The 13,005-nt window shown below is 71.5% G+C and carries 16 protein-coding genes; 13 read left to right on the top strand and 3 right to left on the bottom strand.

What is annotated here, in order from left to right; genetic code table 11:
* Positions 1–59: 59 nt before the first annotated feature.
* On the bottom strand, positions 60–293 hold the full coding sequence (locus AOM46_RS23395; protein ID WP_370592763.1) for an excisionase family DNA-binding protein: 234 nt from the start codon (positions 291–293) through the stop codon (positions 60–62).
* 119 nt (positions 294–412) lie between these two features.
* Between AOM46_RS23395 and AOM46_RS23400 the strand changes: the two genes are divergently transcribed.
* The 9 genes from AOM46_RS23400 (at position 413) to AOM46_RS23440 (ending at position 7,836) form a co-directional block, all read left to right on the top strand.
* Positions 413–1,168 (top strand): GntR family transcriptional regulator, encoded by a 756-nt coding sequence (locus tag AOM46_RS23400; RefSeq protein WP_062214655.1) that lies wholly within the window; start codon positions 413–415, stop codon positions 1,166–1,168.
* A 196-nt stretch (positions 1,169–1,364) separates the two neighbouring features.
* A complete protein-coding gene (locus tag AOM46_RS23405) occupies positions 1,365–2,117 on the top strand; it encodes a hypothetical protein (RefSeq protein ID WP_158920584.1) in 753 nt (250 codons plus the stop codon).
* Positions 2,114–2,839, top strand: a complete 726-nt coding sequence (locus tag AOM46_RS23410) for a hypothetical protein (RefSeq protein WP_062214659.1) — start codon at positions 2,114–2,116, stop codon at positions 2,837–2,839. The genes AOM46_RS23405 and AOM46_RS23410 overlap by 4 nt, the downstream gene beginning before the upstream one ends.
* Before the next feature lie 10 nt (positions 2,840–2,849).
* Positions 2,850–3,113 carry a hypothetical protein gene (locus AOM46_RS23415; protein ID WP_062214661.1) on the top strand — a complete coding sequence of 88 codons (264 nt, stop codon included), beginning with the start codon at positions 2,850–2,852 and terminating at the stop codon, positions 3,111–3,113.
* Entirely contained in the window at positions 3,110–4,180 is a 1,071-nt protein-coding gene (locus AOM46_RS23420) for a DUF5131 family protein (RefSeq protein WP_062214663.1), read from the top strand. The genes AOM46_RS23415 and AOM46_RS23420 overlap by 4 nt, the downstream gene beginning before the upstream one ends.
* Positions 4,177–4,896 (top strand): GGDEF domain-containing protein, encoded by a 720-nt coding sequence (locus tag AOM46_RS23425; protein WP_078857120.1) that lies wholly within the window; start codon positions 4,177–4,179, stop codon positions 4,894–4,896. Before AOM46_RS23420 ends, AOM46_RS23425 begins: the two co-directional genes overlap by 4 nt.
* A gap of 332 nt (positions 4,897–5,228) precedes the next feature.
* A complete protein-coding gene (locus AOM46_RS23430; protein WP_062214666.1) occupies positions 5,229–6,749 on the top strand; it encodes a helix-turn-helix domain-containing protein in 1,521 nt (506 codons plus the stop codon).
* Positions 6,750–6,786: 37 nt separating this feature from the next.
* Positions 6,787–7,428, top strand: coding sequence for a hypothetical protein (locus AOM46_RS23435; protein ID WP_158920586.1), 642 nt, complete (start codon positions 6,787–6,789; stop codon positions 7,426–7,428).
* 93 nt (positions 7,429–7,521) lie between these two features.
* Positions 7,522–7,836 (top strand): hypothetical protein, encoded by a 315-nt coding sequence (locus tag AOM46_RS23440; protein ID WP_062214670.1) that lies wholly within the window; start codon positions 7,522–7,524, stop codon positions 7,834–7,836.
* 9 nt (positions 7,837–7,845) lie between these two features.
* On the opposite strand, the gene AOM46_RS33485 is transcribed toward AOM46_RS23440, so the two are convergent.
* Complete coding sequence (locus tag AOM46_RS33485) at positions 7,846–8,187, bottom strand: hypothetical protein (protein WP_107080156.1); 342 nt, start codon at positions 8,185–8,187, stop codon at positions 7,846–7,848.
* Positions 8,188–8,255: 68 nt separating this feature from the next.
* Positions 8,256–8,543 carry a hypothetical protein gene (locus AOM46_RS23445; RefSeq protein ID WP_062214672.1) on the bottom strand — a complete coding sequence of 96 codons (288 nt, stop codon included), beginning with the start codon at positions 8,541–8,543 and terminating at the stop codon, positions 8,256–8,258.
* Between the two features lie 269 nt (positions 8,544–8,812).
* Here AOM46_RS23445 and AOM46_RS23450 point away from each other — a divergent pair, with 269 nt between their 5' ends.
* The 4 genes from AOM46_RS23450 to AOM46_RS23465 all read left to right on the top strand — a co-directional run bounded on the left by AOM46_RS23450 (position 8,813) and on the right by AOM46_RS23465 (position 12,943).
* Positions 8,813–10,051 (top strand): hypothetical protein, encoded by a 1,239-nt coding sequence (locus AOM46_RS23450; protein ID WP_062214674.1) that lies wholly within the window; start codon positions 8,813–8,815, stop codon positions 10,049–10,051.
* Between the two features lie 119 nt (positions 10,052–10,170).
* Positions 10,171–10,797 carry a hypothetical protein gene (locus AOM46_RS34205; protein WP_062214676.1) on the top strand — a complete coding sequence of 209 codons (627 nt, stop codon included), beginning with the start codon at positions 10,171–10,173 and terminating at the stop codon, positions 10,795–10,797.
* 110 nt (positions 10,798–10,907) lie between these two features.
* Positions 10,908–12,356, top strand: coding sequence for a MucR family transcriptional regulator (locus AOM46_RS23460; RefSeq protein ID WP_062214678.1), 1,449 nt, complete (start codon positions 10,908–10,910; stop codon positions 12,354–12,356).
* A gap of 77 nt (positions 12,357–12,433) precedes the next feature.
* Entirely contained in the window at positions 12,434–12,943 is a 510-nt protein-coding gene (locus AOM46_RS23465; RefSeq protein ID WP_062214680.1) for a hypothetical protein, read from the top strand.
* Positions 12,944–13,005 lie beyond the last annotated feature (62 nt).

Below are 13,005 nucleotides of genomic sequence, written 5' to 3' on the forward strand. Positions count from 1 at the left end.
TCAGGGTTGGGTTGGGACCAGCGGCCCGGGGCGTTCCAGCGCCCGGCGGGCCTCAGGGGTCAGGCCGCGAGGTGGCCTTTCACCTCGGACTCGGGGATACGGATCGCGCCTCCCGGGCCACTGTCCGGGGCGCCCGGGGTCACGAGGCGGCCGTAGCGGTACGCCTGAAGGCGTCCGATCTTGACCCATCGGTAGACGGTGGACGGGTGCACCTTGAGTCGGGCCGCCACCTCCTTCACGCGCAGCATTTGTCGCTCCTGATCTGGTAGTTGCAGGCTTCGCGCCTGTCGCAGAGCTTAATAGCTCGCCGACCTTTTTAGCAAGCTCTTGGGGGTAGAAGTGGATCTACGCAGGTGGGAGGCTTACTCATTAAGGATCTAAGGTGGCGCCTGCCGTCACATGGAGGGGCAGCATGACTAAGAAGCAGTGGGACAGGCGTCCGGCCGCCGAACGGATCGCGGCCAGCATCCGAACAATGATCATGAGAGGAGAGGAAGGGTGGGAGCCGGCGGCACAGCTCCCGACCACAGCAGACTTGATGGCCGAGCACGGGGTCTCCAACGTGACGATCCAGAGGGCTGTCGGCGTTCTCAAGTCGGAGGGCCTGCTGGTTGGGCGCTCCGGGAGTGGCGTCTACGTGAGGGATGAGGCGCCACACGTCATCACACCGGCGTCGTACATCTCGCCGGAACCCGACAGCGCTGCGGACCGCTGGAAAATCAGCGCCTCTCACCGCGGCCGAGAGACCAACCGCGTCCTGGCAGCCGGGGAGATCGTCGCCCCCAAGCGGGTCGCCGAGGCGTTGGGCGAGGAGACGGTGATCCGCCGCAAGCGCCTGGGGTTGCTCGATGGGGAGCCTGCGGAGGTGACCTACTCGTACTACCCCGCCTCATGGGCGCGGGGGACAGAGCTTGCGCAGCGGAGGAAGATCCGCGGCGGATCGCCACGGGTCCTCGCCGAGCTGGGGCACCGCTTGGCACCTCCTCAGGTGGATGAGGTTTCCGCGAGGTGGGCGACGCCTGAGGAGTACGAGCTGCTCCAACTCCCTGGCGATGTACCGGTTTTCGACGTGTTCCGCATGGTGCCCGACAGCGAGGGGGTGGCGGTTGAGGTCACCGAGCTGATTAAGCCTGGGCACATTTTCAAGCTGGGGTACCGCGTGTCCTGACCTGCGAGGCCAGCCTCAACAGGCACACAACAAACGCAAAGCTTGCCGCAATTTCTATTATGCTTTACGGTGTTACTCAGTGCCACGCAGTGAACGCGTAAAGACCCCCAGGGCGCCGCAGTGGCGACATCCTGAGGGCCGGCACCAGCGGACTGCCATCCGCTGATCAATGAGTCCCTGCTGGAAGGACTACGCAATGAGCGTAGCAACGCCGATGCCGCCTGCCCGTGTGCAGGCTGAGCACGCCCGCCCCACCCCGGCCGCCGAGGCTGACGGCTGGTGGCCCGCCGGCCATCCGCACCCCGCGTGGTGTGCGCGTGACGAGCATGACGACACCGAGCCGGCCATGTACTCCTGTGTGGGTGACTCCGCCCGTACGGACCTGTCTCTCCCTCAGCATCAGGCCGTTGCTGGCATGGGCCTGTGGCTCCAGGTTGAGGTGCAGCAGCATGTGGCTGATGAGGCGCCGACGGTCCACGTGATGGCGGGGGACCTGGCTGAGCAGGAGCGTGTGTTGACAGTGGATGAGGCTGAGGCGCATGCGCGGGATCTGCTGGAGGCGGTGCGCGCGGTGCGGGCCGAGTCCGGGGCGTGCTTCGGAGCGTCCGTGGCTGCTGTCTCGGTGCCGGCGTGGTCGCCGGGGCCAGGTGTGGCGGTGGAGTGGGGTGTGCGTTTGCCGGACATTGGTGGTGAGCCGGCTGAGGTGGATGTGCGGGATAACCTGGCGGACGCCTTGGCGGCGTTGGGGCGGTACTCGTCGGTGGTGACGGGCGTGGCGCTGGTGTGGCGTGCGGTGCAGCTCGGCGAGTGGGTGGTGGCTGCTGAGGCGGGGGGGAGCCTGGCGCCTGCTGTGGCTGACGGGAACTGCTCGGTGACGCACGGCCGTTCGCAGGGTGAGGGCTACAGCACCCACGGTGAGGCCGTGGCGCAGAATGGGGGCAGGGCGTGACCGAGCGGAGTGTGGTTGAGCACGCACTGACGGTCTACTACGACAGCGCCGAGATGGCGCGGCGGGTCCTCGCACAGCACGACGAGGCTGAGGTCGCCCGCCTGCGGGGCGCGTTGTCGGACGCGGCGGACCAAGTTGCGGGGTTGGAGTCCGATCTGGGGGGCGAGTCCGCCGAGGTCACCCGGCTGCGGGCCCGCGTTGAGGAGCTGGTGCGGCAGCGGGATGACGCGCTGGTGGGGATCGTCACGGCCAAGGCCGATGACGAGTTGGGGCCGGTGACTCCGCTCCGCTGGGGCCTGGGCGATGTGGAGGCGGACGACGACGGCAACCTGATGATCCTCATGTCCGGGCCCGACCGCGAGCCGTACATGCTGGAGCTGGACGCCGAGCGCGCCGCCGCGCTGCGCGACGAGCTGCCGGTCGCCGGCCCGGCCAGCGGAGGCTACCCGCCGGCCCTGCCCTGGGCGGCCTGGCTGGACGCCGACGACCTGTCCGCGCTGCTGGACGCCGTATCCGACGTGGTGGTGCCGCATGCGCCGGCCGGCGAGCGGCTGACCGCGCTGGAGGAGGTGCTGGCCATGTACCGGCTGATCGCCGAGGTCGACCACGCCCAGGCGGTCGTATCCGGGCCCGGTCCGGATAGTGACGGGGACGTGTTGGTGGCGGTGCTGGACGCCCACGGCGTCGCCGACATCCCGGTCAGGGGTGACGGCCGTGGCTAACCGGACGCCGATGAGTGCCCGCGCGACGCTGGAGGTCATGGTCCGCACGGGCCGGGGCCAGATGACGGTCTGGTCTCCGACCGAGGTCAAGCAGGCGCTCGACCGCTACCGGGCTGAGGCGCGGGCCGACGTGCTGGTCGAGCAGGCCGACGAGATGGTGGACGCCTGCCCGGCGCACGGGGAGGCCGAGGAGGCGTGGACGGTGTGCCACTGCGAGGTCGCCGACGAGATGCGGCGCCTCGCCGACCTGATGCGTCCGGGAGGTGACCGGTGAGCGCGACGACCAAGATCGAATGGACGGACGCTACATGGAACCCGGTGACGGGCTACACGAAAGTCTCCCCAGGGTGCGACAACTGCTACGCGGAGACGCTGGCGGAGCGCTTCCGGGGCACCGGCGGCCACTACTTCGAGCAGGGCTTCGACGTGACATTGCGGCCGGAAAAGCTGCTGGAGCCGCTGCGGTGGCGGAAGCCGCGCCGGGTGTTTGTCAATTCGATGAGCGATCTCTTCCATGCCTCGGTGCCGGACGAGTATGTGGCGCGGGTGTGGGCGGTGATGGCCCTGGCCCCGCAGCACACATTCCAGGTGCTGACGAAGCGGCACGGGCGGCTGCGGGCGCTGCTCAGCAGCCCCCAGTTCCGGGAGCTGTGCGAGGCAGAGTGGAACTGGTTGGTGGGCGACGAGTCCACTCCGATGCCGCAGTACCGGCGTGACGCGTTCATGCGGCAGTGGTGGAGCGAGTTCTCCAGGCCGTTGCGCAACGTCTGGTTGGGCGTCTCTGCGGAGGACCAGGAGCGCGCCGATCTGCGGGTGCCGGCCCTGTTGGAAACGCCGGCTGCTGTGCGGTTCCTGTCCTGTGAACCACTCCTCGGGCCGATCGACCTCGAAGGGCCGCTGGACGGGCCCGGGACCCGCCGGCAGTTGACGTACTGGCTGACGGGACGCCCCGGGGTCGGGGCGCCGAGCCCGACGCTCAGCGGTGTGGACATGCGGCCCCTGACGGTGGGGCCGCGCCTTGACTGGGTGATTGCTGGGGGTGAGTCCGGGCGCGGTGCGCGTCCGATGCACCCCGACTGGGCCCGCCGGCTGCGGGACCAGTGCCAGCAGGCGGGCGTGCCGTTCCTGTTCAAGCAGTGGGGCGAGTACGTGCCGACTGGCTACCTGGTGATCGGTGGCACGGGCAGCGGCACGCTGGCCTTCAAGGACCCGGTGGACGAGTTGGGCCACCGGGTGGAGGTGCGGCGCGTGGGGAAGGGGCGCGCTGGCCGTGAGTTGGATGGACGGGTCTGGGACGAGTTCCCGACCCCGAGCCGGGCGCGCGGGGGTGAGGCGTCGTGAGCGTGGAAACCCTCACTGCCGAGCTGCCGGCCGATGTGGAGGCCCTGCGGGAGCTGTGTCTGGCGCAGCGGGAGCAGCTGCGGCGGCTGGAGCGGGACGCGTTGACGGGGCTGCTGCGGCGTGAGCCCTGGCACGACCGCGCGGAGGCGTGGCTGGCCGATCCGGAGACCGGCCCGTGGGCGCTGGCATTCCTGGATCTGGACGGGTTCAAGCCGGTCAACGACCGGCTGGGGCACGCGGCCGGCGACGAGCTGCTGCGCGCCATCGGTGGCCGCCTCTCCGCGTGGGCCGAGCGGGCGGGCGCTCTGGTTGGCCGGCTGGGCGGCGACGAGTTCGCCGCGCTGTGGCCGTCTGCCGGGCCGGAGGCGGCCCGAGTGGGGGCGGCCGAGGTGGCGCGGCGCATCGCCGTCCCGGTGCTGCTGACCGGGGACGGGCTGCCGCCTGCTGTGCGCGGCGCCCAGGTACGGGTGACGGCCTCGGTCGGCGTTGTTCGGCAGGCGGACCATCCGGACGCTGGGCTGGGCGAGTTGCTGGGGCTGGCCGACGCGGCGATGTACCGGGCCAAGGAGGCCGGCGAGGCCGGCGCTCCGGGGCCCCGGGTGTGGCTGGCCGACCCGGACGTCGCCGCATGGCGCGAGCGGGCTGCCTGCCAGCGGCCGGCTGGTGAGCGGCGGGCGGGACGGCCCTACCCAGCCCCCACCACCCCGCCCGAATAACCACTGGGGACGGCCACCGCGCCGCCCCCACCTCTCCCACGCCAGGGCCCTGGCCGCGCACACCTGCGTCTGGCCGGGGCCCTGGCCCACCCATGCCTCACACACCCCCAACGCCCTGCCCGGGGCGGCTGGTTGAGCTGGCGCGGCGCGCTGGCGGGTCGGCGGTTTTCACGCGCTCCTGTGAACCGTCGCGCCGCCCTCGTGCGCCCGTGCCGCCGCTCCCACCCCCCGGGTCGGCCTGACCGGAGAACTACCGTGCCCCCGCACAAGAACCACCCCACCCACGACCGCCGCCAGGCACAGGCCGGAGCGTCCCGCCAGGCGGTGTCCCGGTGAGCATCGAGGCGCTGAACTACGCCGTGAGAGTCCGGGTAGGCGACCTGACGGCGAAATTTGTTCTCGGCCGTCTGGCCGACCGCGCTGACGAGCGCTACTCCTGCTACCCCTCGGTCCCGCTGCTGGCCGCCGAGGCCGAGAAATCACCGCGCGTCATCCAGCGGGCGCTGGCCACGCTCCGCACGTTGGGTCTGGTCTCCGACCGTGTGACCATGCGCGCCGACGGCAGCCAAGGGGCGAACAGGTACTACCTGCACGGCCCTTGGGACGACTACGGCGGCACTGGGACGCCGTTCCCGGAGATCGTGACGCCCAAGGAGGCGCGGGCCGCGCGGTGGGCTCAGGCGCCAGCTGAGGGCGAGTTCCGGGCTGGTACGGCGGCGGCCGTCGCCGAGGACGGGGACGAGGAGGCCGCCGCCGAAGTGCGGCGGCGCGTGGCCGAGGCGGCGCAGGCCGGACAGGAACGCCTCGAAGCGCGACGCGAGAAGGCAAGGAAAGCGGCCGCGGCAGCCCACGCGAAATCGCAGGTCAGCGACATTTCCGCAGGTGGGGATGGGGTGACGTCCACGTCGTCCCCCCCGGTGACGTGCACGTCGCCCCCCGGGGTGACGCCCACGTCACCCCTAGAACCATCAGTAGTAACCACCAACGAGGAACCCTCTCCCGTCCGTCCGTCTCGTAACGGTGAGGAGTGTGCGCGTGAGGCCGGAGACGAAACGGAGGGACGGACGGGCAGCGGCTCCCCCAGGGCAGGCGGTGGCACATCCGGCGCCCGGCCGGGGCCGGGTACCCCGGGTGTGCCGACGACCGAGGCCGAGGGCGAGGACCAGGGGCAGGACGTGCCGGCGGTGCGCGGCGCCGCAGCCCGGCCAGTGCCGTCCGGCGCACCTGCCGGCCGCCGGTCGCCCGGTGTCGAGTTGCTGCTCGCGATCGGCCAGGAGCGGCCGGAGTATCTGCTGACCGGCCGGACGCTGTCGGATCAGGGCCTGATGGTCACGGGGATGCTGGACGCCGGGTGGTCGCCGGAGTTGGTGCGGCAGATCGTGGCGGGCCGGCCGCTGCCGCCGGCGGGTGAGATCCGGGCGAGCGTGGGGGCGATCGTCGCCGCCCGGCTGCGGGATGCGGTCAGCTCTGGCCCCCCGCCCCCACCCGGGCAACACCCGTTCGGGGCCGGCTCGTTGAACGGGAATGACCACGGCCACAGCCTCGACCACGGCGCCGGCAGTTCGGGCAGGCCCGGCAGTCCCGGGCGGCCCTGGGACACGCCCACGCCGACCGCGCCCACCTACGGCCAGCACCTCACCCGGGTCATGTCGGAATGCGAGGGCCAGGACGGGGCGTGCGGCCGACCCGTGCGCCCCGGCTACGACCTGTGCACCGGCTGCCTGGACCTGCCCTGGTGCGAGTGCGGCGCGGCCCGCATCGACCCCGGCCGAGGCGAGGAGCGCTGCCCGGACTGCGGGGCGGCGGCCGAGGCCCTGGGCGCCGCGCTCCACGCTCCGCACACGGCCCGCTGAACCACTAACCGCCACCCGATACCGGAGGAGCCCGATGATGGACGACTACGAAACGCCCGACGCTCTCGAAGCGCTGCTCGACGACCTCCGCCTACCGGCCGGCGTCCACGCTGCCGTGCTGTCCGATACCAGCGCATACGACAACAGCCTCGTCACGCGCTGCGTGGTGTGGAGCGACCGCCCCGACCGCACTTGCCCCATGTGCACGCAGCCCATCAATCAGGACCTGAGCGAGTACTGCCCGGTCGTCCTCGACGGCAGCGCGGCCCCCGCCCCCACGGTGCTGGACCGAGACCAGGAGCACGGCTGCGGGCACTGGCTGGCCGTCTACACCGACGTCGTGCAGGGCACCGGAGATGAGGGCGAGGTCACCGAGGCCGACGTCCTCGAATCCGCGCAGGGGGTTGCTGAGGAGCTGCGTGACCACAAGCAGAGGCTCCACGAAGCGGCGATGCGGAGACTGCACGAGGAGCTGACGGACGTGCTGGAGAGGCTGGCCGCGCCCCTCGCCCCTGGCGAGACCAGGCGGGAGAGGGAGGAGTCGCTGGTCACTGGCAGCGAGATGTATCCCGGCGCCTTCCGCAACGACGGTGGCCAGTGGGTCGCCTGGGACTACAACCCCAACCTGCCCGGCGAGATCATCGAGGTTACCGCTGACGCGGACCGCCGGGCGGGCTGACCGGCAGCGCCGCAGGGGCCCCGCCCCTCGCTGTCAAGGCAGGGCGCGACCCCATTCGGCAGCGTCCGTCGCAAGCTGGCTACCGTGGAGACCATGAGCGACACAACCGACCTACCGGCAACTTCCCTGCCTCACGCCCTCACCAAAGGCCAGTTGGTGCGGATGCTCAGCGAAGGCGACTTCAGGGACCTACCTGACGACACCCCCCTCATCCTCAGCAAGGATGCTGAGGGCAACGGGTACTCGCCGGTATCTGGCGCGACCCTCGCGATGTACGTGGCGGAGACCACATGGTCCGGCGAGACCTACCCGCCCGACAGCGTCATCGACGCGTCCGACGTCTACGGGGACGAGGATCGCGCCCCCGAGGGAGCCGTGCTGGTGATCGAGTTCTCGCCTGTCAACTGACCGGGGCGATCAGAACCCGCCTCCGCCCGCGTCGCCACCTGCCGAGCCGCCGCTGTCGCCACCGCCGCCCCACGATGATGAGTCGCTACCGCTCGACGACGACCAGCCCGAGGACGACGACGGGGGAACGGACCAGAACGAGGCCCCAGGGTCGGCCACAGGGGCAGCCGCCTGCGTCGACGTGTCCGCGGGCAACGGCGCGGGCGGGGGCGCTTCGCCCGGCAGGTCGGGTGCCTCGGTGGTGATGATGTCGATTGCGGCCCCGGCGGCCCCCTCGAACCCACTGTGGTTGTGCCGGCCGTGATCGCGGCGGTTCGTGCTGCGCCTGCTGCGGCGCTTGAAAATACCCATGCCTTGAGGGTGCCCGACGGTCAGTCAACTGATGGGCGATTTGAGGGAGTTCAGAGGGTTCACGCGGCTCATCCCTGGCGGGCGAACACCAGGAACAACACCACGACCACGACCACCAGCGCGCACGACACCCACCGATCCAGGCCGGACAGTTCGTCCGGTTCGGGCTCAGGGGCGTCCTGGTACGGCTCGGACGGTTCCGGCAGCTGAACGTCGATCCGCTCGCCGTCCGGGGCCAGCCCGTGGTGGGCCGCGGCGCGGTGCTCGGTCTGGTCGTCCTGGGCCTGGCGACGGGTACGGCGGGGCTCGGCGGTGACACCGCACAGGGCGCAGCGGTAGGTGTAGGGGCGGGACACGACCGGTGAGCGTAGTGGTCAGTCGGCCGTGCCGCAGCGAGATCATGCGGATTCACCGGCCGCCCCACGCCGGCCGACCGTGCGGGCTATCCTCGTCCTGATCATCAGTCCCTGGAGGGATCATGCCTCGGGCTCCAGCCGGTGCCCGTCGTCCCCCTGGGAGCCCTTTCGTGACTACTACCACTGTCCTGTCGCTCACTCACCACCCCCTCCAGCGTGCTGGCGCATGGGCTGTCACGCACATCGCGGGCCGGTTCCGGCCCGAGGAGGTGTCAGGGGATGACCTGGAGCTGGTCGTTGGGCTGATCGTCCGAGACGCGACTCGGGCTGCTGTCGCGCCGAAGGACGATGGCCCGGCTGGCTACGACTGGTGGAAGGTACTCTTCGCGCTCTTCCCGAACTCCAAGCCGACCCACGCCAAGCGCGGCCGGGACCAGGAGGTGATCCGTAGCAAGGTCGCGGCGCTGTTCGCCCCGGACGGCGTCACCGGCCGGTCGTGGCCGTGTACGTTCTGCGCCCAGATGACGGGCACGGCGTGGGGGAAGTCGAATCTCCCCCTGTTCGACACGTCCAAGGCGTTGAACAACGTGCCGCCGGGCGTGCCGGGTTGGCCGATCTGCCGTGGATGCCGGGTCGCGATCTGGACCCTGCCCTACGGGGCGTGGGTGACGGCTGGCTCGGCGACGGTTTTCACCTGCGAGGACGAGGCAGCCGAGCGCCGGTTCGTCGAGCACAGCGTGGCCCGGTCCCGGCGGATCGTCGACGGCGGGTTCGAGGCGCTGGCGGCGGACGGGGTGGAGGACGGGCCGTTCGCCCTCGCCCTCCAGCAGCTGCGGGATGTCGGGGGCCGGCAGCACGCCGCCGGCGGGCTGGCCAGTTCCACGTTGTGGCGGTTCAAGAACGACAACGAGGAGCCCTGGCTGCGGGCGTCCTTCACCCGTCGGGCCGTGCCGCGCTTCCTGGCTCTGGTGCAGGGCAACGCGCCGCTGCGGGAGGCATGGGCGCTGCTGGAGGAGGCGTTGGTACAGCGGGACCGGCGCGGCAGGGTCGTGGCCAGCGGTGCGGGAGAGGCGGCGCGGCTGGTGTTCGAGGCCGAGGACGGAACGAGCCGGTCGTTGCTGTGGGCGTTGCACGAACTACGAGGCTCTGAGCGCCTGACCTCGGCGCAGCGGCACAACATCGCCCGGCTGGCCGGCGAGTACGGCCGGCATGTACTGGGGATCGATGATGGCAATCTGGCGCCGGCTGCCGAGGTGTTGGCCACGTGGATCTGGCGTGGCGGTCCCGAGGGGCAGCGGCAGCAGCGGCGGGCGGAGTACCTGGAGGCCGCGCCCAACCCCTACAAGTTGGGGTTGGTGATGATGCGGGCGAACTCCCGGCTGTTCCTGGCCGGTCTGCCGGTCAGGGCGACGGTGGAGGACTGGCGTCCGCTGCTCCAGTCTGACGCGCGTGCGTGGGCGCGTCGGCTGCTGTTGGGTGCGGCCGTGGATCGGCAACCCGTCGGCTGATCTCGTGGGGTGGTCTGCGTGGCTCCCCCAACCCGCTTGTAACGTGCCCCCGTTGACTTTCGTAACGGGGGCACGTTACATTCGTGGTGTTGGGCCACCCACTCACCATGGAGGACACCATGACCGACGCCCCCCTCGCCACCGTCACCGTCGCCGACTGGGACGCCGCCGAGGTGTACCTCGCCGAGCACACCAGCGACGCCACCTACACCCTCACCGAGCTGACCGCCGCCCACGACGCCGACCTCCACGAGATCCGCCTCGACCCCGAAACCCGCACCATCTGGTGGGCCTACGACAACGGCCCCGTCCGCGGCAAGGGCTGGACCGTCGACCACCTCACCCCGGCGGCCGCCGCCGAACAGGCCGAGCCCATCATCGACACGACCCAGGACCGCATGGGCGACCCCGAGGGGTACGCCGGGCAGATCCACCGCCTCGACGACGACCAGGCGCTCCTCGACGAGTACACCGAGATCCTGCGCCTGACCCTCCCTGCCGACCCGCAGGCCGCCCGCGCCGAGATCCGCACCCGCCGTGCTCTCGCCGACGCCTTGTGGCAGCGCGCCGACGCCGAGCTGGTCCGCAGCCTCGCCGGCAGCGACCGGGGCGGCAAGGCCGCCGCCGCACGGACCCTGGGCATCACCCGGATGCAGGTCACCCGTCTCATCAGCGACGACGACAGGCGGCGGGACGCCCTCACCCAGGCCGTGCGGGAGGCGGAAGCCGACTACCCCGACCGCTGATCGACCCAGCCGCGCCGCGCTATAGTGCTAACCTCATCGCCCCTACGAGGGGACCCCTGCCAGCCAGCCGTGGCCCATGGTGCGCCACGGCCGACCGACGGACGGCCCTCGTGCACTACGGCGACCGCGACGGATACGGCCAGTACGGCATCCTGGACGACGACGGCGAGCGGGTGCTGTGCCACGAGTGCGGGCGGCGCTACCGCCAGCTCCCGTACCACATCAATCGGGCGCACGGGATGACGGCAGTCGAGTACCGGGCAGCCCACGGCCTGAGCGTGACGCAGCCGTTGGCGTCCGACAGCCTGACGGCGACGCAGCGCGCCAACTCCACCAGGGTCTACGCCCAACGCCCCGACATCCGGGCCATGCTCGCCGACGCGCTGAGCCGGGGCTGCTCCGCGGCGGCGTCCCGGGCTGCGCAGGCCGCCGCGCCGGACTCCCTCGCCCGTGCCGCCGAGCGGCATCGCCGCCGGGTCGCATCTGCTCGCCTGGCGGAGCGCGAGCGGGCCGCGAAGCGGCGCAGGCTCGACGAGGCCGCCCGGGCTCACGGCTATGCCGATATCGACGCGTGGCTGACGGATCACGCGGATCTCACCGCCAGCCAGATCAGGGAGGTGCTGGGGGTGTCGGGGGCAGCGGCGCGCGAGTTGCGGCGTGGCGTGGTCAGCGCGCAGCGACCAAGCGCGCTGGCCAAGGAGCGCGCCATAGATAGGGTGATCGATGGCGAACAGCTCAGGGCCGTGGCCCCAGACGCAGGAGTGGGCCCGGATGCACTGCGGGCGTGGGTAGTCGCCTCCCCCCAGGGCGTGGCAGCAGCCACGGCGGCCGGCTACGCGGACGCGGGCACATGGCTCACTGAACGCTCCCGTGTGAACGCCGATATGCGCCGGGCTGCTGTAGATGTCGTCAGCGGCGGAGAGTCCAAAGCGGCGGTGGCTCGACGGCTCGGCGTCAGCGATGTGGCTGTGGGGAAGTGGGTTCGGGCTGCGGGCCACCGTCAACGCCTGGAGCCGGGGATCGACACAACGCCCCAATCCACTCCTCCAGCGTCGACTCGGGAGGTCGAGCGGCAGCGCGCGTACGACGAGATCCGCCGCCTGTGGCTCACCGGCATGACGCTCCAGCAGATCGGGCTGCAGGTCGACCGATCCCCGTCTAGCGTGTCCCACGCCGCGCGCCGCCTCGGCCTGCCCCCGCGCCTCACACGGGCATCGGACGAGTCGATCCAGCGGGTGCGCGAGCTGTGGCCTGACAGGTCGCTCACCACGGACGAGATCGCGCGCCAGGTGGGCGTCTCGCGTGCGTCGGTCTCCTACATCGCCCACCAACTGGGGCTGCCCCGCCGTCGCGCAAAAGAGCGACTGCGCGGTGAGCAGCTACGGACGGCCCGCGCCCGGCTGCCCGAGCTATGGATGGACGAGTCCCTGAGTCTGCCGGCCATCGCTCAGCGGCTCGGGGTCGGCAGCTCACCGACCCTGTCCAGGTGGGCGCGCGAGATGGGCCTCCCGCCAAGGAGTCGGGGGCGGAAACGGCCGCACCCCAAGAGTGATCGCTGACAGACGACGTCGCACTCGTCGACCTCCTGGTCCACTGGATCGAGCAGCCGGAGGACCAGCGGGAGCGGGTGACGCGGATGTCGGAGCTCGTGGGCGCCCTCCCCACCCGCAGCGCCTCGGAGCGGCTCCTGCGGCGCGTGCGCGACGAGGCGCCCGCTGACGCCGTGGCAGCCTGTGCGGAGGAGACGCGCGAGCGGGCGGCCCGCAGGGCGCGGGGGGAGAGGAATCCTCCCGTGCCCGGTCGGGGCCGTCGGGCCGCGGTCGCCCGTGTCATCAGGCAGACCGACCGCAACATCCGGAACCTCTACGAGGCGCAGCTGGCCGCCCGGGCGGAGGCGCGCGAGCCGCGCCGCCTCCGTCCGCCGGATGACGCCTACGCGATGCTGCCCGACGCCCAGGCCGCGGTGGACGAGGTCAGGCGAGCCCGGGACGCCTACTACGCGGCCATCGCCGACGCCCTGCCGCCCCACACCGCGGGGACCCGGCCCAGCGGGGCCGACGCTGCCCGCTTCGCCGAGGTGCGGTCGGTCACCGGCCTTGATCCCGCGCACCTACGACGCATCCAGCGCACCGTCCACGCCCGTTGAATCACACAGAGTGGGTAGCACGGCGGCAGCCCGGCCGTTATCGTGTGGGGCACGCCCGCTGA

It is taken from the genome of Streptomyces sp. NBRC 109706, assembly GCF_000974485.1.
In the GTDB taxonomy this organism is placed as follows: Bacteria; Actinomycetota; Actinomycetes; order Streptomycetales; family Streptomycetaceae; genus Streptomyces.

Coding starts and splice junctions, on each gene's coding strand:
- AOM46_RS23400 (WP_062214655.1), top strand. CDS start 413: ATGACTAAGAAGCAGTGGGACAGGCGTCCGGCCGCCGAACGGATCGCG.
- AOM46_RS23405 (WP_158920584.1), top strand. CDS start 1,365: ATGAGCGTAGCAACGCCGATGCCGCCTGCCCGTGTGCAGGCTGAGCAC.
- AOM46_RS23415 (WP_062214661.1), top strand. CDS start 2,850: ATGAGTGCCCGCGCGACGCTGGAGGTCATGGTCCGCACGGGCCGGGGC.
- AOM46_RS23435 (WP_158920586.1), top strand. CDS start 6,787: ATGGACGACTACGAAACGCCCGACGCTCTCGAAGCGCTGCTCGACGAC.
- AOM46_RS23440 (WP_062214670.1), top strand. CDS start 7,522: ATGAGCGACACAACCGACCTACCGGCAACTTCCCTGCCTCACGCCCTC.
- AOM46_RS33485 (WP_107080156.1), bottom strand. CDS start 8,187: ATGGGTATTTTCAAGCGCCGCAGCAGGCGCAGCACGAACCGCCGCGAT.
- AOM46_RS34205 (WP_062214676.1), top strand. CDS start 10,171: ATGACCGACGCCCCCCTCGCCACCGTCACCGTCGCCGACTGGGACGCC.
- AOM46_RS23465 (WP_062214680.1), top strand. CDS start 12,434: ATGTCGGAGCTCGTGGGCGCCCTCCCCACCCGCAGCGCCTCGGAGCGG.